Source organism: Proteiniclasticum sediminis (genome assembly GCF_018128025.1).
GTDB classification, from domain to species: Bacteria; Bacillota; Clostridia; order Clostridiales; family Clostridiaceae; genus Proteiniclasticum; species Proteiniclasticum sediminis.
In genome coordinates this window covers 126,698-147,602 of record NZ_JAGSCS010000002.1, presented here as the reverse complement: position 1 = coordinate 147,602, position 20,905 = coordinate 126,698, and the positions used below count along the sequence as shown (strand labels likewise).

Genomic DNA, 20,905 nt, shown 5'->3' with positions numbered 1-20,905 from the left:
ATTCTAACATAGGGACAAAAGACGGAATATGAATTTATCGGAATTTTGCGTAAGTCAACCAAGAGTTACCTTGAAGACAAACGCAAAGAATCCCCCGATTGGACGAGGGATTCTTTGCGGTTTCCGATTCAATTCGAAACAGGCTTACTCCACGATCTTTACAGCTCCCAATCCCCAGTTTTCCACCTTACTCTTCTCCACTTCAGACCAAGTGGTGTCGTAGAGGAAATTGACGGTGATGTTACCGTGAGTATCCACGGACTTGAGATAAATCGCCGCAAATCCTAAAACCTCCTTGGTGTGGGCATCGATTTTTGGAATAAAGACAACCCGTGAGTTCCCATGGGTAGCTTTTGTATAGTCTTCGGAGGTATCTCCTGTACGCTTCATCAATGCATCGATTTCACCTTTCACATTCATATTTCCTGATCCTTCAATTACAAGGTCCCCCAATTGAACTTTCCCTGAGTAACCATCCGCAATATTTTTCTTGTATATATCCGCCGCATTTGGATTTTGGTCTCCATAACCCACGATCCGATATAAGCCTTGAAATCCATCCCCACCTCCATCCTTCAAAACCAGCTCCATACCATAGGTATAATGATAATCTACCCAGGTTTTTATGCCTGCCTGCTCGATGGAATATTGATTTCGAAGAGCCCAGGGTCGCAGACCTACAACCTCCTTTAGATTGCCTTTTTTCTGGGCAACGGTCCGAACCGTGACTTCCGTGTCGGCAAACCCAAAAATCTGAGCGAAGAAATACGGGACTTTGCGTTTGCACACCACTTCAATCTTTGTCACATCACCGTCATAGGGAGTTGTGATTTCAATAGTGTCACCTTCGTTGGTTACTCTATTCTTCTGTACTTTCATTTTGTTCTCTTTTGCAATGATCAGAGCAGATGCCACCGCCTCACTTTCGCTGGGCAGATCCTGGGCTCCCGCCAAGGCTGCCGCATCGGCCACATTTTGCAATTGTTTTTTACTGATCTGAACCCAGCCCAAGTCAATGACCAATGCAGCCATGCCCAGTGCTACCACAAGCATCAGGGCAAAGAGGACCATGACCTGCCCCTCTTCATTTCTCCTGAATGCATTCCAATGTTTTTTCATTCCTACCTCCTTCAATACATCCCAACAGCAACCCGTGAAGTACCCTAAGATTTCTCCATGATCCTATTCTATTCTTTAACTATTGATGTGGAGTGATTCGTAAGTGTTAAATAATTATATGCATTTCGTTAAGATAACTATCATCTACTTTTTGTATTAATTTATTATCTATTATACCTTTAATTTCAAGATAATAAAGTTAAATTTAGTATATTTAGAAAAGCCGATCCTTTCCTTCGCCCCTGGAAAGTTGAGCCAACAAAAAAACCTCTCGGCCAAATCGGCAAAGAGGTTAGTCGGTATGAGCTTACGAACGAATCAACTGAAGTACTTCGGAACAGATGGCATCCGGTGTTTCCTCAGCGGTATTGAAGGTTCGTCGAGAAGGGACCGCATCAAACTGGCCATGCTTACGCTCCAGCATCATGGCCACTGGAGGAGGCAGCTTCCCGCCCATGCGCTGGGCGAAACGATCCTTCAGAACGTCCAGCGGGGCTTGGAAAAGGTATGCCTGATGGTGTTCGGGCAGGAGCTTCAGGTGCTCCGGTTCAGAGATCACGAATAAAACCAGTTGTGGACTGGCTTCATGCTCTGCCAGATACTGTTTGAATTTAACCTCAGCCATTTGAGGATTCTTCTCCCAGCGAAGATAATCCTTCCCGGAAGTAATTTCCACTTGGACTTTTGTTTGAAGAACATCTGCCACCGTGGATTTCCCGGTACAGCTTTCTCCGATGAATGCTAAAACCATGTTGTACTCCTCTTCCATGGGTCTTTCCATGAGCATCGATGCAACAATTACTTAGATAGCATAGCATATCTATCCCATGCTTTGCATCTAAGTTCAGCATATTGCTTCTTTTTCCTCTCATTAAAGCTCTTCCTCATTCCTTCATCCTCCGTTCCAGGTCTCATCCACTGGCGAGGAACCCAGGACAAGTCCCCTCTTTTGAGACTGTCTGTGCCTCAGTTTTCCTTCGGCCGTAAGGAGGAGAACCAGAGCTTCCGTTAGAATAAAGGAAAGCCAGACCCCTTTCATCCCATAGAATCTCCCAAGAAGAAGAATTAGGGGGAGGATGAAGAGGAATCCTCGCAGCAGGGATATCCGAAAGGCCTCCTGGGTGTTTTCCGTGGCACTGGCAAAGGTGGCCTCCAGAATATTGTAGCCTACCAGGAAGAACCCCAAGAAGTAGAGAAGAAGCCCTTCCTCCGCCATCTGCCCCACGACGGCATTTCCCTGACCGTTAAAGGCCTCCACGATACTCTCCCGGTACCCCAAAACTATTCCGAAGAGCACGAATGAGAGGAGAAGCGCACTGGCTACGGCATACCGCTGAAGTTTCCTGATCTCCTCGTTCTGTTTTTTTCCATGGGCACTGCTCACCAAGGGCTGCACTCCCTGGGCCAGCCCTGCAAAGAGCGCCATGCCCACCAAGGCCAGATTGGCCACAATGCCGTAGGCTGCAACTCCAAAATTCCCGGAAATCTTTAAAATCACCCGATTGGTGACCATGAGAACCGCAGCGGAGGAGATCTCCAGGATGAAGGAGGACATCCCCAGATCGAGGAAATCCGGCAGTAACTTCCATTGCGGAGCCAGGTTCAGGGACCCTCGCAGACCCGGACTTCGCCGCAGATGGAGAACCATGACGATGATACTGAGGATGGGAGCCAGTCCCGTGGCGAAGGCCGCCCCAAACATCCCCAGATTCAGCGGAAACATCAGGAGATAATCCAAGAGGATATTGGAGAAACTTCCAAAGAGCATGGCTTTCATGGCCAGGGCGGGATTCCCGTCATTCCGGACAAAGGCAAGGAGAATGTTGTTCAGGATGAAGAATGGCGCAAAGACAAAAATGGTTCGAAGATAGGTAACGGTCAACGGGAGTGTAGAGGCATCCGCTCCCAGGAGTCGAGCCAGGCCTGACGTCCCCAGAAGACCCAGGAGGAGAAATGCCCCTCCGGCAAGGGCTCCGATCTTCACCGTGGTGCCATATCCCCTTCGTCCCATTTCAATATTCTTCTGCGCTGTATGAATCCGATAACGGGTGGCTCCACCCACACCCAGGAGAAGTCCCGCCCCATGGATAAGACTGTAGATGGAGATCGAGAAATTCAGAGCAGCCAAACCGAAAGCGCCCAGGGCTTTGGCCACAAAAAAAGTATCCGCCAGAATATAACAGGAGAGTCCCAGCATCCCCAGGATGTTGAGACTGACATATTGGGCAAAACGGGAAAACAAATGACGGCTTCTCATACTATCCTCCTGTAAAAAGGGTGCTCCGTCCCCATTCCTTCCAAGACCTAACGGAATGGGGCAGAACACCCTGATCCTCCTTACCCGGTGGCAAGGTTCAAGTTCGATTAAATTCTTTTTATCGTACCCGACCTCCCGAATGAAGTCAAGGAGATTTCCCTGAAATTTGACGTTTCTCTTCCCTTTCTCTTCCCTGGCTCTTCCCTTCCTCCAGGATCCTTCAGGGAAGTGGCCGAACCGTGTCCTTTTCTTGTCCATGAAAAAGGAGCGGCAGGTTAATCCTTTCCGCTCCAACGTTTTTCGCTTTACTCCATCTGTCCGTGGGTCATGCAGTCTTGGTCTCCCATGACCCCCAGATCCTCATGGAGGTAGTGCATCACATGGTGCTTGTAGTGGGGATCACTTTTCTCCATGCCCATGAACGTTCCCCCTGGACCCATCTGTTCTGTGACTTGTCGTAAAATATCCCCATTTACCTTAACTCCGCAGTTCTTCAGCATCTCTACGGCGATGGCAGGTGCTGCCTTCTCAGGTGTATTGGGGTTCACCGAAGCCAAAACCGGGGTGGTGGTTAACATCGTGAGGAGTATGGATAGTCCAGCTATTTTCTTGATCATCATTATCTTCCTTTCGTGAGCTCCATGGAGATCACGATGTAAATATACCGGGTAATTGTGGAGATTCCATGGAGAAGATTCCACCCATCAAAACCCATTGGCATACCCTGAGCTTATCCAATCCTCGATGAACCTTGTACCCGGCTCCAAAGCCATCTTCGTTAAGACTTTTCTTTAGCTTGCGATCCTTCTCCCTCCTGCAGGACTACTTTTGACTCCCTATATCCTATACCTGAAGAGTTCCTGTACGTTACGGCGCAGTAACCATAATCTGTCCCATCATGCCATAATCTTCATGCTCAAGAATATGACAGTGGTACATGTACATCCCCTGATGTTTAAACTGGATGAGGATCCGTACTTCTTCCCCCACCCCCACAAAAACCGTATCCTTGTATCCCCGTTCTTCTTCCGGGGGTTCCTTGCCATTTCGAGAGAGCACTCTAAACTGTGTTCCATGAACATGGAAGGGATGACCGCCAGACTGCATCATGCCTCCGAAGGTCGTGGTGAGCGTCCAGATTTCCGTTTTTCCCTGGGGAATAGTTTCATCCATACGGTCGGGATCATAGACTTTCCCGTTGATGGTTCCCTGAATTCCCATCCCTTCCAGCTGGAAGCTTCTTTCCCCCGTGGACAAGGTGGCGTCCGCCTTGGGCAGCACCACCAGCTGTGAAGGAACTTCCGTCGTATCCTTCCCTAGCTGAAGAATCCGAAATTCCAGCCCGGGATAACCCTCCACGAGGAGATAGGTTTTGTCCTCTTTTACCGCAGACAGATCGACGACGACTTCTGCTCTTTCGCCGGGAGAAAGTTCAATCGCCTTCCTCACCACGGATTTTTCCAAAAAACCTCCATCGGAGGCAATCTGCTGGAAATCGAGATTGTCGCTTAAGGTAAAGGTATAGTTATCCGCATTGGAGGCGTTGAGGAGTCGCAGTCTGACCTTCCCCTGATTCACTTCCACATAAGGATTCTCTGTTCCGTTGATCAGCAGGTGATTCCCCGGAACAACGCCCATCATGCTGACCTCATAGGCAAAACTTCCATCGGCCTTGAAGTTCCGATCCTGAACAATAACCGGCAGATCATTGACTCCATACTCCTTGGGGAGATTCAGCCCGTCGGAGACCTCATCCTCGATGTAGATCAGCCCGGCCAGTCCCATGTAGACCTGATTGGCCGTGGTTCCCGCCAGATGCGGATGGAACCACAGCGTCGCCGCCGGCTGGTCCACAGTGAATTGAGGATTCCAGGTATCGCCCGGTTTGATTTTCTGGTGAGGTCCCCCATCCTGTTCCCCGTCAACTTCCAGACCGTGCCAGTGGATGGTCGTATCATCGGTTAAAGCGTTGGAGACCTGGATGCTCACCTGTTCGCCTCTTCGCATTCGCAGCACCGGCCCCAGATAATCGCCGTTATACCCAAAGGTTTTCGTCAGTTTCCCGGGAATAAACTCCTGCTCTCCTTCCCGTGCTTCCAGGGCATACTCCGCCATGTTCGGATCTGGATTTCGGTCCTCCAGAAGCTCTGGAATTCTTAACGGGTTCCTCTCGCTAGACACTACGCCATCCCCTGGTCTTCCCCCATTGCTGGGCAACAGGCTGCAGCTGGAGAAGAGAATTCCGCTGAGGACAAGGCATAGTCCCGCCATGATCTGATGGCGATGACGCCAAGGATTCATTATAGTTTTCATCTTCATTCCTCCCTCCCAAGAAAGGGAACTAATCCACGACAACGAGATTTCCGTTCTGATTTTCTTTAATCTGTTTTCTCCCCATGGGGTTTCCTTCACGCAGGATACCCACTTTGCTTATAGGCTTATTCTACCTCAAAAACATTGACAATTTGTGACGAACTCTATTCTTCCCCCGAGGGCAAGAATTTTCGTCTATAAACTTCCCTCCTCTGGGTTTTCTTCCCAAAACCCGAAGAACACGAAGATTTTGTGTCCTCAAAACCAAAAAACTCTACCAGCTCTTTTTGAGGAGAGCCAGCAGAGTAATTTATTTTGTCCAAGAACTTCCCGGTACGATTTGCGATGGCCTGCCCGGGAGCTGTATTCTTCATTCTCGAACCTAAGAAGCCGTTACTCGCCGTTCTTTTCCCACTAACGGATGAAGTTTGTCACGGCCTTTTTCTCCCGCTCGGGAGCTGGGTACTTCTTCTTTCCTTCTTCCAGTACCTGGAGAAGCCAGGTCATGTTTTTGCCCAGAACCCGAAGAATCTGAAGCCCCTCTTCATCACTATGGATGTCTCCGGGACGGGTTCCGTGGATCACATTCCAGTAGTTGGAGGAGGGCATGATCATCTCCGAATACTGAATGTAGCGGTTCAGGGCATCAAAGGCCGGTACACCGCCAGAGCGCCGGACCACGGCCAGGGATGCTCCCACCTTGTGGCGGAAGAGGCCGGCATTATTGCTGGCCACATAGAAGGCACGGTCCAGGAAAGCCTTCATGGAGGCGCTGATCCCGGAGTAATGGACGGGGGACCCCAGAAGGATGCCATCGGCTTCCTTCATCTTCTGGATCCACAGATTCACGTCATCCTGGTTCAGGATGCACTCTTCATTCTTGTTCCGGGCACACATACCGCAGGCGGTACACTGGCGAAGCTCCTTGGCTCCCACATGGATGATCTCCGTCTCGATTCCGGCTTTCTCCATCTCCGCCAGCACCACCTTCAGCGCCTGGGCGGTATTTCCCTCTTTCTTGGGACTTCCATTAAATGCGATAACTTTCATGATGATCTCCTTTAGTCTTCTTATTTTCGTCTTGATCAGAATTTTGGCCTTCCCGGCTAAGAGAATGCCCCGAAGGATGTCTGGATCGTTTACCCTTAGCTTGCCTCTAGATGAGCTTTCGCTTCTTCAATCCGGAAGTTAGGAACCGCCAAGCGGATTTCCCCGGGGTCAGCCAAACGATGTGGGCGTTATTTCGGCTGTTTTTCAGCATTCGGGGGATAAAAAACGCTGCCACCGTTTCCGGATGATCTGCCAGGGTGTTAAAGATCCGCTGAAAGGCCTTATCCTGTATGACCTCCGAGGGCTCGCCATCGGGGGTTTTCGTGATGAAGTCCGTGAGCATCATCCCCGGCGAAAGCCTTCCTGCAAGGATTCCCGTCCCTTCCAGTTCCTTGGCCAGGCCTTTCATGAAGTAGGTGAGGGCATGTTTCGTGGTGCCGTAAAGAACGGTTTTTCGCTGGATCATATTATTGGAGCCCAGCCCTTCCATGCTGTAGATGGCCCCAAACCCCTGTTTCAGCATCCCCTTTGCCGCTACTTGTGCCCCATAGATCATCCCCAATAGATTGGTCCGAAGAACATTTTCGGTGTAGCACTCCTCCGTTTCCCAAAGCAGGACATGGGGCGTATTCTGCCCGGCATTATTGATCCACAGATCGACTTTTCCCCAGTGGGTCCGGGAATCCTCCCAGAGCTTTTCCAGACTGGCCTTGTCCTGAACATTGCAGGGAATGTAGATCACCCTTTGGGCATAGGGCTTCAGCTTCTCCAGAACCTCCAAAGGCAGGGTGTCTTTTCGGCCCGATAGGGTCACCTGACAGCCGGCTTTCAGAAACTCCATGGCCATGGCCCAGCCGATCCCTCGAGTGCTCCCCGTGATCACCACGCTTTTCATTGTCTCCACTCTCCTTCTTCCTGGAGCCACTGCAGGACAGGCTCCAAATTCTCGGCTTTTACTCCATCGAAGCCCTCCACGATGATCCGAATGGCTTCTTCCGTTTTGGAATCCTGAGGCTCCCGGGTCTTCAGCATCCGTACAAAGGCCGTGAGCATGAGTTTGTCGACGCCCTTTTGCTCCTTCAGGGGGAAACACCCGCCCCGTAAATAGAAAAAGGGAATCTTCGCCAGATCATTTCGGGCGATGACTGTCTCGGGGTCTGGTTCTGCCGTCTCTCCGGTGCCCGATCCGCATACGGCCCTGATCTTCTCCCGCTGGACCTTATTTAGCCCTTGAACCTTCCCCACTTTCATCCAGCCCAGGTAGAGAATGTCTTCCTTCTCCAGCTCGCGGGGGACCTTTGTGGCTGGGTAAGCCAAAAGCCCAGTCTTTTCTGCCAACAGATCCGCATAGCGTTTGGTGAATCCTGTTTTTGACGTATAGACAATGATCATGCGCATTCTCCTTCAGGGGATCCGCCATGGGGCCCCATTTTGATTCTTCCTGACTCTCCAGCCTACTCTGTACCCAGTTCTTCCATCACAATCATTTTTTATGATTCCTAGGTCCAGTCCTTCCAGACTTCGGGCTGGTACCCCACCGTGGCGTCTTTTCCGTTTCGGACGATAGGGGTTTTAAGCACGCTCTGATTTGAGAGTACCTTCTCATCCTTATCGATGTCCCGAAGGTAGGTCACCAGGGCCAGGGCGTCCTGATCCTTGCAGTGGGGATCCAGCAAATTTTCCAGTCCTCCCACGGCTTTTTTCACGCTGAGGTATTCGCCCTTGCTCAGCCCCTTTTCCTTCAGGTCGATGAACTGGAATTTGATCTTTCGCTCCTTGAAGTACCGCTGAGCCTTCTTGGTTTCAAAGCATTTGGTGGTTCCAAAAATCTGGATGTTCATGGGCTCCTCCTTCCGGGGTAAAGTTAACTTTGGATTTTTGAGGCGGTTCCACAAAATTCCTTTATTTTGACTCTACAGCCTCTGGCTTCGACTGTGGGGTCTTGGGCGTCCACCCAAAGATTCCCCCTTGAAAAATCAGGGGTCTTCCCTCTGCATCCTCATGGAAAGCCAGCTCCTCCGTCCCCAGCAGCTGAAAACCCAGGTTTTCCAGAAGTTTTCGGGAAGGGATATTGGCCAGGGCTGTGCCGGCGGTGAAGCCTTTCACCTGGAATCGCTTGGTCAGCTCCGCCATGAGGGCCTGGCAGCCTTCCCGGGCGTAGCCCTTTCCCTGGGCTGTGGAATGAAAGCAGTAGCCCAGATCCATCTGCTGGCCATCTAGGTGAAAGCAAATGTAGCCCATCATCTCCGGATCTCCTTTTCGAAAAACGGCGAAGAAGAGCTGGGACTCCACAAACCGCTGAACCACCCGCAGAAAGGCCTCGTCTTCTTTGGGAAAGGGTTTGTCGTAGATGGTATAGGCGGATTCTTCAAAATCCCGAACGATCCGCTGTAGTCCCGGACTGTCGGAAAGCTGCAGCTCCCGGATAAAAAGTCTTGCGGTTTCCATGAGCTTCTCCTTGGGGATCCCCCAGAGACCAACCTTCCCACGATGGGGTCGTCTAGGGATCCTGAACGTTAAAATCTTACACTCCTTATTATCCGTGAAGACTTCGATCTTGTCCATTTCCCGTAGAAAAATTCCTTCTCCAGCCCCCCGATGAATACTACGGTGAGGGTCATTTCTGCCAATCGGATTTTGAAGCAAAAAAAGAGCCGACTCAGGTCCCGATATGGGATTTCTGAGCCAGCTCCATGGTTTTGGAATGCCACGAGGATCCTTTCTTCCCTTTTCTGGAGGGGGATGCCCTATGCGCAGGACTAATGCTTTGGCTTACTTTTCCATGATGTGGATGGCGAAACCGCCATACTCTCCATCAAGATAGACATTCTTGATGCGTCCGTCTTCGAAGTAGGCTGCGGTGTCCATGTTGAAGGAAAATCCTTTTCCTTTCAGTTCTTCCACGGCTGCCGTGAGGTCGGGGGTCCGCATGGCGATGTGGCCGTTGGCGCCCAGGAAGGGAGCCTTCATGCACTCGAAATAGGGTCCGCCAAATTCCGACTTCTGGCCGTGACGGGGTTCCAGGTTGAACATCAGACTGAGAAGCTGGGCGAGCTTTTCAGCTTCCTCCGCATTGGGGGTATTGATGCCGATATGTTCCAGTTCAAATTTCGTCTTCATCTTCGTACCTCTTTCTCTTTTTTTCAAAGAAATCGCTCATCGTGGATCCGGGGCATGGACAGGATCTTGGGATCTCTTAATCCAATCGCCCAGTTCTGCCCCTTCCACGGGGTATGGGTTAGGATTCAAAAGTCAGGTGGATAACGGATTCAACCCTACATGGGGAACATGAGGAGAGCGCCTGCGGTGAGGGCCAGAAGACGGATGAAGTACATGGGGATGGTGAAACTCCAGAACTCCGTCAGCTTGTAGTTGCCCAGACCCATGATCATGGCGGGCATTCCGTCAATGGGGAGGAAGTGTCCGTTCCATCCGGAAATAACGATGGCCACTGCAGCTGCCGTGGGGTTCAGACCCAGGCTGAGACAGGTGGAGATGGCCAAGGGGGCAAAGACAAACACAGTCCCCAGGGTGGATCCGGTCATGGTGGCCAGGATGCTGGTCAGCATACAGAAGGCAAAGACCAGGAGGAAAGGATTGATGCTGGTACCCAGCATCCCTGCGACGGTTTCGCCCACCAGCTTGGTGAGTCCCGTGTTGCCCAGGGCATCGGCGATACCGATGACACCGGCAGACATGAGGATAATGGGAGAACCGATGCTGTTGCGGATTTCCGTGAAGTCCAGCACGTTGACGGCCAGAAGAGCGGTAACAGCCAGACCAGGCAGGACATAACCGGCATCGCCGATTTTGCTCTGAAGGATCATGCCCACAACAGCCACGGCGAAGGCCACATAGGTTGTGGTTTCTTTCCACTTGGGCATAGCGACAGCTGCTTGACCCTGGGGCTTCGTGGTGTCACTATTCGACGCAATGGGGTGACTGGGCAGTCTCTTGTATGCCAGGAGACACCAGCCGATGAAAGCTGCAGACAGAATAAAGTTCACGATGGAGAACTTCACCAGGGAAATCTTCGCCACCACGGCTCCGGCGCTCTGAAGAACGGCCACCACGATGCCATACTGAAGGGCCACATTCACCGGAATCAGCGGATGATTGGCCGCAAAACCCGAAGATAGAATGATCTTGGATCCAGGAAGTTTCTCATTGAAGGGAATGGTGGAAAGAATACCGAGGGTCAGAACATAGTAAGCCGTGGATCCGGTTCCGAAAAGACTGCTGCCCAGCATGACCACGAGAATCAGCAGCACATAGGCTTTAAAGCCGCCCTTGGTGGCCATGTTGTACATGGCGTTCTTGAAGGAAGCGATGAGGCTGGTCTTCTGGAGTGCGGCCATGATGGCCATGAATGATGCCAGCATAACGATGGTGGAGTTGGAGAATCCGGCGAAAGCCGTCTTGATGTCGGCGACACCGAAGAGAACCAGGAGAAGACAAGCCAGAATTGGGGGTGCACCAAAGGGAAGTTTTTCAGTCATGATTAAGATGATCATTACAAGGGTAATGACTAGGGCAATAATCATTGGGGTCGTCATTTTTTTGAGCTCCTCTCTTCATTTGGATTACTTTCTTGCAGGACTGATCGTTATCATTGCAGTCCCTTGACCGGGGCCAAGGGGTGGGAGAAAATCGCTCCCGAAATTTTAGGCTTCTTTCTTGGCTTTCACCATTTGCAGGGCGTATTCGATGGCATTGACCAGGCTCAGTTCACTGGAGCGGCCAGTACCGGCCAAATCCCATCCTGTGCCGTGGTCCACACTGGCCCGGATGATGGGCAGACCCAGGGTCACATTCACCCCTTCCACGGCTTCCCAATGCTGCTCTGCCCGGTTGTAGACGAAGCCTTTTACCTTCAGGGGGATATGCCCCTGATCATGGTACATGGCGACGACAATGTCATACCATCCGCCCAGGGCTTTGGAGAAGATGGTGTCCGGGGGTGTGGGCTTCTTTTCCGGGATGAGGATCCCTTCGGCGAGGGCTTCATCGATGGCGGGCTGGATTTCCTGAACTTCTTCCCAGCCGAACATGCCGTTTTCTCCGCTATGGGGATTGAGCCCAGCCACCCCGATGCGGGGTTCTTTGATCCCCAGGGCTTTGCAGCCTTCATTGGCGATGCGGATGCAGTCCAGGACACGATCCTTCTTCACCCGGTCGCAGGCTTCCCGAAGGGAGACGTGGGTGGACACATGGACCACCCGCAGGTCATGATGGGCCAGCATCATGGTGTACTTAGGAGTGTGGGTGTAGTCAGCATAGATTTCTGTATGTCCAGAGTAGTGATGCCCCGCCATATTGATGGCTTCCTTGCTGATGGCGTTGGTGACCGTGGCATCGATCTCCCCGTTCATGGCCAGATCAATGACCTTCACCACATACGAAAAGGCGGCTTCTCCTCCCAGGGGGCAGGCGCCCACGCCATAGGCTTTGGGGGCATCCTGATCCAAGGTATCCGGAATTTCTTCGGCAGGTATGAGGTTCAGATCCAGAAGATCCACCGTTCCTGGGGTGTACTTGCCTTCCGCCGGGGTTTTGATGATATTGAGGGAGAGATCCAGTCCCCGGACTTTTTTGGCCACCTTCAGGGCATAGGCCATGGAAGTGGCATCCCCCACCACCAGCGGTCTGCACTGCTCATAGAGCTTTCCATCGGCCAGGGCGTAAGCCGTGAGCTCCGGCCCATTGCCGAAGGGATCGCCCAGGGTGATGCCGATGATGGGCTTTACTGGCGCACTCATTTACTTCATCCCTTTGTCGGCATTGTCCTTCAGCACTTGCTTCAGGGCTTCCACCCCTTCGTCACAGAGATAGTTGAAGGGACGTCGGCAGTCGCCCACGGGATACCCCAGCAGGGACACAGCCTTTTTCACCACAGTGTTGGGATTGCCGTACTTGAAGACCGCGCGGAAGGAGGCAATGGAGTCCTGTGCCACCTTGGCTTCCTCCATCTTTCCTGCCTTGAAGAGCTCGTAGATGGATGCCAGGGTATGGGGATACACATTGGCGCATCCGGCGATGCCGCCGGCTCCACCCGCTTCCAGACAAGGAAGGATGAGGGCGTCGTTTCCGGAAAGAACGCGGAAGTCCTTCTCCAGATCCTTGGTGAGGGTGATGTAGGCCAGAAGGTTCTCCCAGTCGCCGCTGGAGTCCTTCACGCCCATGATGTTGTCCACATCCTGAGCCAGCTTGGCTACAGTTTCCGGCAGAAGCTTGTTTCCCGTACGGGCGGGGATATTGTACAGCACGATGGGAATGTTCACGTGCTTGGCGATCTCGGCATAATGATCATAAAGTTCCTTCTGGGAAGCCAGGGCAAAGCTGGGGGTGATGATGGACAGCACGTCGGCGCCCAGTTCTTCCGCCTTCTTGCTCATGCGGATGGTGTCCGCTGTGGAGATGCATCCGGTGCCGGCATAGACGGGAACCCGTCCCTTGACCTGGTCGATGGTGGCTTCCAGCACCTGGATCTTCTCCGCCTCGCTCAGGATATAGCCTTCTCCGTTGGTTCCGAAGGGAAATACGCCGTGGACTCCGCCTTCCAGCATCCGTTCGATCTGGTTTCGAAGTTCCCCCAGATTGATGGTTTCATCGGGATTCATGGGGGTAAGAATGGGCGGGATAATACCTTTCAGTTCTACAGTTTTCATTCTTCTAATCTCCTTTTATTGATCTCTCTTTCAGCGTTACAGGATTTCCAGGTACAGATTTCGGGCATCTTCCGGGGTGACTTCGCGCATATTGTTCACCAGGAGGCGCTGCACCAGCATCCCCGCTTCCACCAGACCGTCCAGATCTTCCTTCGGCACGCCGAACTCTTTCAAACTGGTGGGGATGTTCAGGTGACGGACGATTTCCTCGATCTTTCCGATGACCCATTCTGCCTTTTCAGAATCACTCTGGCAGCGGTTCTCTGCCTCATGGCAGCAGCGGTCATAGGCTTTGGCGAGACGATCCTCACAGACGGGAGCATTGAACCGCATGACGGGCGCCAAAAGGATGGCATTGGAGACGCCGTGGGCAATGTGGTACTTGCCGCCCAAGGGGTAGCTCAGGGCATGGACAGCGGTGGTGCCGGAGGCGGTGATGGCGATGCCGGCGTAGAAGGCGGCAATCTGCATCCTGTTCTTGGCCTCCATGGCCTCGGGATCATCACAGGCGGGAAGGATATGGTTTAAGATGAGATCCAGGGCTTCCAGGGCAAAGGTGTCCGAGAAGGGATTAGCCTTCTTGCTGGTGTAGCACTCGATGGCGTGGGCCAGGGCATCCACGCCCGTGGCTGCGGCAATGGGCCGGGGAAGATTTTTCACCATGCGGGCATCCAGGATGACATAGTCAGCGATCATGTTTTCATTGACGATGCCGATCTTCAGTTCCTTTTCGGGAACCGCCACAATGGCGTTGGGGGTCACTTCAGCACCAGTTCCTGCGGTGGTGGGGATGAGGATGGTGGGCACGCATTTTTTCGCGCGGCCTGGGGTATCCAGAAGTTCTTTCACCCCATATTCATCGGTGACCAGGACGCTGGCAAGCTTGGCGGCATCCAAGACGCTTCCCCCGCCGACAGCGATGATCATGTCCGCACCGTTTTCCTTGAACTGGTCCACGATCTGCTGTACTGCAGTGTAGGAGGGTTCCGGGGGGATGTCGCTGAGGACATAGTACTCGGCTTCTGCCGCTTTCACGGCCGCTTCCGGCAGTGTAAAAAGTCCGGAGGCCAGGATCCCCCCATCGGTGAAGAGCGCTACGCGCTTCGCCTGATGGTTCTTTAAAATGGCAGTGATGTTGTCCATGGCATTTTCGCCGCCATAGACCGCATGGGGCATCTTTAGATTATAAACTGTCAACACGGATGTTCCCTCCTTCGGGTACGACATGGGTCAGGGTCTTTTTTTCCGTGGCTGGAATTTTCGCCCCTTCTCCGGAGGTCGGGTTATAGATACTGAAGTATTCCCGCTTGGCGCCAATGACATCCTCTTCGGTGAAGCTCACGTACTTGATGCACTTTCGGGTGTAGGCGGCGTAGGTCAGATGAAGCCTGCCGTCTGCGCTCTGCATGAGGTAGGGATACTCGTACTGCTTGTTGTTCACCTTATTCTCGTCGCCCATGAACCCTTCGCCCCGTTCCATCCATCGGATCAGGGGGAAGGTGAGCCCGCCGTCTTCGGAAAGAGCCACGGCTACGGGGCAGCGAAGTCCCGGCCAGGCCGCCTTGCCCTTCATGGGCACGGGGGTAGCTGTGGGATTGTAGGCCACAGCCACTCTGCCGCTTTGGGTGCGGATGGCGCTGACGGAGGAGTTGTTGTTGGGAAGCGGTGTGGGTTTGGGCTCAGACCAGGTCTCGCCCCAGTCCAGGGACTCGCTGCGGTAGACATGATCCGCCTCGCGGCTTCTCATGAAGGCCACCAGGTGACCGTTATCCAGTTCCACCACGGTGGGATGAACTCTTCCCCGGCTATTGGGCATTTCCACCATGCGCCAGGTTTTTCCCTGATCATCGGAGAGCTGGAAGACGCTGGGGTCCCCTGCCAGTCCTTCCACGGAGTCTGTGCAGAGCCAGTTGCCGAAGATCCATCGTCCATTCTGAAGCACCTGAATCTCCTGGCGGCAGAAGCTGCCTTCCCGGGGGAATACGGTCTCATAATCACTCCAGGTCAGGCCGCCGTCGAAGCTCTTCTGGCAGCGGATCTGGGAGGTGTACTGCATATTGTCTTTTCCGGGTACCCGGGCCATCTGCGCGGTGTACATACACCAAACAGCACCATCGGGTCCCAGAAAGAGGGAAGGATTCTGCTCACTCCGCTCCGGGTCACCGGAGATGGAAACGGGCTCAGACCATCGGTGAGCGCCCTTGGGCAGCCTGGCGCAGATAATGTGCACATCGGTTTCTCCTTCGTAGGTGCCGGCGAACCAGCAGCAGAGAAGGTCGCCGTTGGGCAGCTCCACCATGGCCGGAGAGTGGCAGGTGGAATATGGACCGGGGGGGACCATGGCTTCCACAGTTCCCATGTCTTCGTTAATGTAGAGTCGGCCGTCCAGAGTTAAGCCGGGGAGAGTCGGATACATCATATTATTACCTCCAATATGCTTTTGATGAGAGCTGTTTTGCCAGTTCAATGAGGAGATTTTCCTCGCCAATGCCGCCGGATTTCGAGATCATGTGATAGGTGTTCCCGCGATAGTCAAAGGTCGTCGCGACGACACCGGTGGCCATTTCCTCCAGGGGTTTCAGGGCGGTGACCTCCATGGCTTGCATAAGCGCCATGAGGGTGTCTCCCCCCGTGCAAAGAAGCGTAGCCTTCAGTCCGCTGTCCAGGAGTTTCTTCATGAGGGCAGCCAGGTTATTGGAAATCTTAACCCGCAGCTCTTCGCTGGTCAGTTCATGGGCACGGACATAGTCCGCTGTATCTTCTGTCCCTTCCGGATCATTAACATCGAGGATGAAGCGCTGACTTTCCTTAACTTGCACCATCCATTGCCGAATGGCCTCATCGGCAGCTTCGCTGTCCACCCAGGTTCGCTCCAGCTTCTGCACCGGATTTAAGTTCACCCGGGGAAACCCCGCTTTTTCTGCGGTATTCATCTGCAAGATCGTCACAGGGTTGACACTGCCGCAGGCGATGAAGAGCGGTTCAACAAACTTGGGCATCTGGGGAGCCGGTCCTGTTAAATCCAGAAGTTCCGCCAGCACTGTAGCGAATCCGGCACATCCGGCACTGAAACGCAGTCCCTGGGGACCCAGTTCTTTGGAAATATCCTCAAGATCCGCATCGGTTTCCGCGTCGAAAACCTGTATCCCTGGCGGAAGCTTCTTCCCCTTCTCCCTTCTTGAATGAAGGACAATGGGCACGGGCGTCTGCTGGGCAAGGAGCTCAGCCACGGCGGAATAGAGGATCGGTTCAAAGGGATCTTGCCCAAAGACACTCTGGGCCACCGGTATCCCGTCAATGTAGTGGATCCCTTCCTGGGTGATGCGGTTGATTTTGGGAAAGGCGGGGATAAACGGCAGAGTATCCACTTCTGCAGCATCCATGAGGGCGGTGAGTTCACTGCCGATGTTTCCCCGCAGCGCCGAGTCTGTTTTTTTGTAGAGATACCGAACGCCCGCTTCAACGGCTCGCTTAGCGGTGTTGTACACCATCTCGTAGGCCTTACGGGGAGAGAGATGACGGGTTTCGGCCACCATCACCAGAACATCCACCGGATGTTCCTCGGTATGGAAGTCATAGTTCAGATCGGTGACCACCAGGGTTTGGGCCCCTTTGGCTGCAAACTGCACCCCCGTGTCCAGGGCTCCGGTGAAGTCATCCGCGATAATCAATAGTTTTACCATACGTCCACCTTACTCCGTTTCATTATGAAACAGTTTTGGAGGGTTGTTTCCCTCTTCTGCTTATCCTTCGTTTTTGTTATCCTTTTCATTTTCATTTCTTCTCCATTTTGCCAAAGTACTGCCCCATCGTCAAATCATTTTTGCATTAAAAACGTTTAGATTTGAAACGTTATGATTTCTATTGCGAACCTTTACAGTTTTTGCTATGATGTGTTTAAATATGAAACATTGTTGAGGTGCTTATGAAAAATAATATCCGCGTATTGGGTATTGCGCCCTATGAAGGAATGAAAATCCAAATGCTGAATCTGGCTAAGGAGTATCCCCAAATCGATCTGACGGTCTACGTGGGCGATATGGAACAGGGACTGCTTATTGCCCGGAACAACTTCCATGGCGAATACGATGTGGTGATCTCCCGAGGCGCCACTGCCAAGATGCTTCGCCAGCAGCTCACTATCCCTGTCATTGAGATTGAGATATCCATGTATGACATTCTCTTTGCCATCAAGCTGGCAAATGGCCTAAAAAAGAAAATGGCCATGATCTCCTTTGCCGACATCGGAAACCAGATGCTGCCCCTATGCGATCTTCTCGAGTGTGACATCGATATCCACACGGTGGAGACCATCGAGGCGGTGGAGCCGACCCTGCGCCGTCTCCAGGAGCAGCAGTGCGAAACCATTCTCTGCGATGTGATCGTCAACACCACGGCCCAACGGCTGGGAATCAACTCCTTCCTCATCACCTCCGGTATCGACAGCATCCGAAACGCCTTCCATCAGGCCCTTCTCCTTTGTGAAAGCCAGCAGCACCTGCGGGATGAAAACGCCTTTTTCCGGGAGCTTCTTCGGGGACAGCTCAGCCAAACCCTGGTCTTCGACCAGGAGGGAAATCTTGTCTTGTCCACCCTGGAGGAGCTGAAGCCGGAGCTTTTGGAACTTCTTCGCCAGGAGTTCGCCCAGGATCAGCTGGAGGAGAACCAGCGAATCACCCGCTCCTTAAAGGGAATGCGCTACTCCATTCGCATCCGAAGACTAACCAGCGGAGCCGCCCACTACACTGCCTTCTTCATCGATGAGCGTAAACTCCCCGTGGCTTCCAACCAGCTGGGGATCAGCTTCACCGACCGGGCGGAAGCGGAGAAAGCATACTATAACAGTATATTCAGTTTTGTGGGGAATCTTCAGGGTTTTCAGCAGGAAATTGAGCAAATCACCCAAAGCCCCGCGCCCGTGATCTTCACGGGGGAAGATGGCACCGGAAAAGAATCCATCGTCCAGATGATCTATATCAAGGGCCCCCAGCGAAATAATCCCTTGATCTCCATCAACTGCAGTCTCCTGAACGACCGCAGCTGGGCATACCTCATGGAACACCACAACTCCCCCTTGGCCGAGGAAGGCAATACCCTCTACTTTGCCAATGTGGATGTCCTGTCTCTGGAGCGGCAGTATCAGCTCATCGCCGTCTTAACGGAGATGGAGGTCTGCCAGCGTAATCGGGTGATGATTTCCTGCGTGTGCCAGCCCGACGAGTATATCTCCAAAGTAGGTGCCCTCTTCCGGGAAAAGCTTTCTTCCCTCTCACTCTACCTGCCCCCCTTAAGGCAGCTTTCCCATCAGATCCCCACGCTGCTGAACCTTTGTCTCAGCCATATGAACATTAATCTGCCGCGGCAGATCCTGGGGGCAGACCCGGAAGCTCTGTCTCTTCTTCAGAACTATGACTGGCCCCATAATTACACCCAGTTCCAGCGGGTTCTGGGCGAACTTTCGGTGATGGGCACCGGCCAGATCATCACGGCGGACAACGTCCATCAGGTCTTCCTCAAGGAACGTCATGTGGGTGCCTTCACCCCTCAAACGGAAAATGCAGCCGCTCCCCTGGACCTGAACCGTACTTTGGCGGAGATCAGCCAGGATATTGCCCTACGGGTCATTCAGGAAACTGAAGGGAATCAGACGGCAGCGGCCAAGCGTCTGGGTATCAGCCGCACCACCCTATGGCGTCTGGTGCAGAAATAATCGGAGAGATGCAGAAATATATACGGGAAACCGAAAGAGCTAAGATGTCCTTCCCTTCTTCAACCTTGCACAAAAATAGATCCGTAAAGTCAGGCCTTGGCCCAGACTTTACGGATCTTCTCGTTCCCCGTTCTATTCCAGAATTTCAAAGATAAACTTCACCGGATGGAGGATGTTCTCCTTGAGCGGCGAGGTATCCACGGATTTGATCCTCAGCTTGATGCCCAGGGCCTTCTCGTACTCATAGAGCCTTCCGCCCGCACAGCGTTCAAAGTAGGTTTCCACGGAATCGGGAAACTGGAACTTCCCCTTAGGCGCATGCTTGTAATAGCCATGATGACAGGCAAAAGTAACAAGAACCGTGTGGTCATCCAAAAGCTCTGCGGTCCTACCGTAGGTTTGGGTATACAGCGCCAGGCGCTCCGCCATGGCTTTCATGAACTTTCCTTCGCACTCCGCTCCCTTGGTGGTTTGAACAATCTCTTCAAACCGGGGCAGCTTCTCCTCGGGGATTCCATTCTTTGGATTTTGCATCAGCTTCAGCATGGTTTTCATCCGTATTGTTCCCTCGCTTTCCTTCCATTTCTCCACTTCCCCTACGCCATAATCCTTATCCCAGATCATGAAAAGGTTTAAAGCATTATACCATAATTTATGCACTTATCGATAACTGATGATGAACCCTCGCTATTCATGCCATGCCGTTTTTCTTTACATTTTGATCGTTCTGCGGATTGTCATGTCCATCGCATATTCATCTCGGGCAAACGCAAAAAAGTCCTGAACAGACGTCTGTAGATGGACGCTTCTAAAAAGCCCCTGGAAATTGCGGTCATCTGCATTTCCAGGGGCTAACCTTCCACGAAGCTAAAATCGTTCCTCCAGGATCTCTTTATCGATACAGGAAGACGGTATAGTATGCGCCTTGAAGGAGCAGGACAAACTCTCCAAAGATTCCAATACACAAAAACAGGAAATAGTAGCTGGCCTTTGTGACGTCCTTTCCGAACAGTTCTTTAAAAGATTGGATAAACAAGTTTTCGAACTTCACCCAGCTGAGGATCCATCCAATCAGAAGGAATGCAAGGATTGCCATATTCGTTAATCACCTCAATTTTACTTTATGTTACCTCAAACGTCCTGTTCAGCTTCCATCTACCGCGCAGTGAATGCCCTTCTATCTGCAGCAGACGATTTCATTCTTCAGTTGATGATTTCTCCTTTGTTGCTAGCGAGTTTTTCTTTCCATTTCTGAATGTCCTCAGTGGTCTGATGCCGCCAATCCTGAACCTCTCCCACAATTTTCAAGGGCTTTTCGGAGCGGTAAGATCGGGTCAGATTGCCTGGGAATTTCTTATCGGTGACATTGGGGTCATGTTCAACGTCCCCCGTGGGTTCCACCACATAAACCCGTTCACGGCCCTCGCCCTTGGCCAGGGCGGCAGCCAGTCCCGCACCCGGGATAAGAGCGGTGAAATAGACGTGGTTCATTTTGAGCGCAGTCTGATAGTTGGATTCGTTTTTCGGCGTGAGCAGATCCCCGATTTTTAAGTCAGCCTTTGTCCCGTGATAAAAAGGACCCGCGTCTGAAGGGGCTACATTGTAGGCCGCAGACTGCTCCCTGCTCCATTTCGCCTTCTCCTCATCCCCCAGCTCCTCATGGCAATGGGCAATCTTCTCATAGAGCGTAGGGAAAGCACTTTTCACGGCATCATCATCCACATTAAGAGCATGCTTCAACGAGGTTTCCAGCCACGCCAGCCGCTCTTCAACGGTTTTTTGGTGCCT

Annotated in this window: 21 protein-coding genes; 1 reads left to right on the top strand and 20 read right to left on the bottom strand. The window is 52.4% G+C overall.

Annotated features, from left to right (window positions below):
• Positions 1-144 precede the first annotated feature (144 nt).
• From KCG48_RS02305 to KCG48_RS02225, 17 genes are all read right to left on the bottom strand, one after another.
• Positions 145-1,119, bottom strand: a complete 975-nt coding sequence (locus KCG48_RS02305; protein ID WP_211799679.1) for a Tad domain-containing protein — start codon at positions 1,117-1,119, stop codon at positions 145-147.
• Between the two features lie 307 nt (positions 1,120-1,426).
• Positions 1,427-1,870 carry a hypothetical protein gene (locus KCG48_RS02300; protein ID WP_211799678.1) on the bottom strand — a complete coding sequence of 148 codons (444 nt, stop codon included), beginning with the start codon at positions 1,868-1,870 and terminating at the stop codon, positions 1,427-1,429.
• Positions 1,871-2,011: 141 nt separating this feature from the next.
• Positions 2,012-3,376: an MATE family efflux transporter gene (locus tag KCG48_RS02295; protein WP_211799677.1), complete on the bottom strand. Its 1,365-nt coding sequence runs from the start codon at positions 3,374-3,376 to the stop codon at positions 2,012-2,014.
• Positions 3,377-3,681: 305 nt separating this feature from the next.
• Positions 3,682-3,993 (bottom strand): hypothetical protein, encoded by a 312-nt coding sequence (locus KCG48_RS02290; protein WP_211799676.1) that lies wholly within the window; start codon positions 3,991-3,993, stop codon positions 3,682-3,684.
• 250 nt (positions 3,994-4,243) lie between these two features.
• Positions 4,244-5,689 carry a multicopper oxidase family protein gene (locus KCG48_RS02285; protein WP_211799675.1) on the bottom strand — a complete coding sequence of 482 codons (1,446 nt, stop codon included), beginning with the start codon at positions 5,687-5,689 and terminating at the stop codon, positions 4,244-4,246.
• A gap of 414 nt (positions 5,690-6,103) precedes the next feature.
• Positions 6,104-6,739, bottom strand: coding sequence for a flavodoxin family protein (locus tag KCG48_RS02280; protein ID WP_211799674.1), 636 nt, complete (start codon positions 6,737-6,739; stop codon positions 6,104-6,106).
• A gap of 106 nt (positions 6,740-6,845) precedes the next feature.
• Positions 6,846-7,634 (bottom strand): SDR family oxidoreductase, encoded by a 789-nt coding sequence (locus tag KCG48_RS02275; protein ID WP_211799825.1) that lies wholly within the window; start codon positions 7,632-7,634, stop codon positions 6,846-6,848.
• Entirely contained in the window at positions 7,631-8,131 is a 501-nt protein-coding gene (locus tag KCG48_RS02270; protein ID WP_211799673.1) for a flavodoxin domain-containing protein, read from the bottom strand. Before KCG48_RS02270 ends, KCG48_RS02275 begins: the two co-directional genes overlap by 4 nt.
• Before the next feature lie 107 nt (positions 8,132-8,238).
• A complete protein-coding gene (locus tag KCG48_RS02265; protein ID WP_211799672.1) occupies positions 8,239-8,580 on the bottom strand; it encodes an arsenate reductase family protein in 342 nt (113 codons plus the stop codon).
• A 61-nt stretch (positions 8,581-8,641) separates the two neighbouring features.
• Complete coding sequence (locus tag KCG48_RS02260) at positions 8,642-9,304, bottom strand: GNAT family N-acetyltransferase (RefSeq protein ID WP_211799671.1); 663 nt, start codon at positions 9,302-9,304, stop codon at positions 8,642-8,644.
• 207 nt (positions 9,305-9,511) lie between these two features.
• Positions 9,512-9,859, bottom strand: a complete 348-nt coding sequence (locus KCG48_RS02255) for a VOC family protein (RefSeq protein ID WP_211799670.1) — start codon at positions 9,857-9,859, stop codon at positions 9,512-9,514.
• 155 nt (positions 9,860-10,014) lie between these two features.
• Positions 10,015-11,295, bottom strand: coding sequence for an SLC13 family permease (locus KCG48_RS02250; protein WP_211799669.1), 1,281 nt, complete (start codon positions 11,293-11,295; stop codon positions 10,015-10,017).
• A 108-nt stretch (positions 11,296-11,403) separates the two neighbouring features.
• The gene (locus KCG48_RS02245) at positions 11,404-12,498 is read right to left on the bottom strand and encodes a PdxA family dehydrogenase (RefSeq protein ID WP_211799668.1); all 1,095 of its coding nucleotides are present in this window, start codon (positions 12,496-12,498) and stop codon (positions 11,404-11,406) included.
• Complete coding sequence (dapA, locus tag KCG48_RS02240) at positions 12,499-13,407, bottom strand: 4-hydroxy-tetrahydrodipicolinate synthase (RefSeq protein ID WP_211799667.1); 909 nt, start codon at positions 13,405-13,407, stop codon at positions 12,499-12,501.
• 36 nt (positions 13,408-13,443) lie between these two features.
• Complete coding sequence (locus tag KCG48_RS02235; protein WP_211799666.1) at positions 13,444-14,607, bottom strand: iron-containing alcohol dehydrogenase; 1,164 nt, start codon at positions 14,605-14,607, stop codon at positions 13,444-13,446.
• Positions 14,591-15,826, bottom strand: coding sequence for a sialidase family protein (locus KCG48_RS02230; protein WP_211799665.1), 1,236 nt, complete (start codon positions 15,824-15,826; stop codon positions 14,591-14,593). Before KCG48_RS02230 ends, KCG48_RS02235 begins: the two co-directional genes overlap by 17 nt.
• Before the next feature lie 4 nt (positions 15,827-15,830).
• Positions 15,831-17,090, bottom strand: coding sequence for a four-carbon acid sugar kinase family protein (locus tag KCG48_RS02225; RefSeq protein ID WP_211799664.1), 1,260 nt, complete (start codon positions 17,088-17,090; stop codon positions 15,831-15,833).
• A 242-nt stretch (positions 17,091-17,332) separates the two neighbouring features.
• Here KCG48_RS02225 and KCG48_RS02220 point away from each other — a divergent pair, with 242 nt between their 5' ends.
• The gene (locus KCG48_RS02220) at positions 17,333-19,117 is read left to right on the top strand and encodes a sigma-54-dependent transcriptional regulator (protein WP_211799663.1); all 1,785 of its coding nucleotides are present in this window, start codon (positions 17,333-17,335) and stop codon (positions 19,115-19,117) included.
• A 132-nt stretch (positions 19,118-19,249) separates the two neighbouring features.
• Here the strand turns inward: KCG48_RS02220 and KCG48_RS02215 are convergent, their stop codons facing one another.
• The 3 genes from KCG48_RS02215 to arr form a co-directional block, all read right to left on the bottom strand.
• On the bottom strand, positions 19,250-19,741 hold the full coding sequence (locus KCG48_RS02215) for a hypothetical protein (RefSeq protein WP_211799662.1): 492 nt from the start codon (positions 19,739-19,741) through the stop codon (positions 19,250-19,252).
• Between the two features lie 268 nt (positions 19,742-20,009).
• A complete protein-coding gene (locus KCG48_RS02210; RefSeq protein ID WP_211799661.1) occupies positions 20,010-20,213 on the bottom strand; it encodes a hypothetical protein in 204 nt (67 codons plus the stop codon).
• Positions 20,214-20,320: 107 nt separating this feature from the next.
• Positions 20,321-20,770, bottom strand: coding sequence for an NAD(+)--rifampin ADP-ribosyltransferase (gene arr, locus KCG48_RS15060; RefSeq protein WP_408004691.1), 450 nt, complete (start codon positions 20,768-20,770; stop codon positions 20,321-20,323).
• Positions 20,771-20,905: the final 135 nt, after the last annotated feature.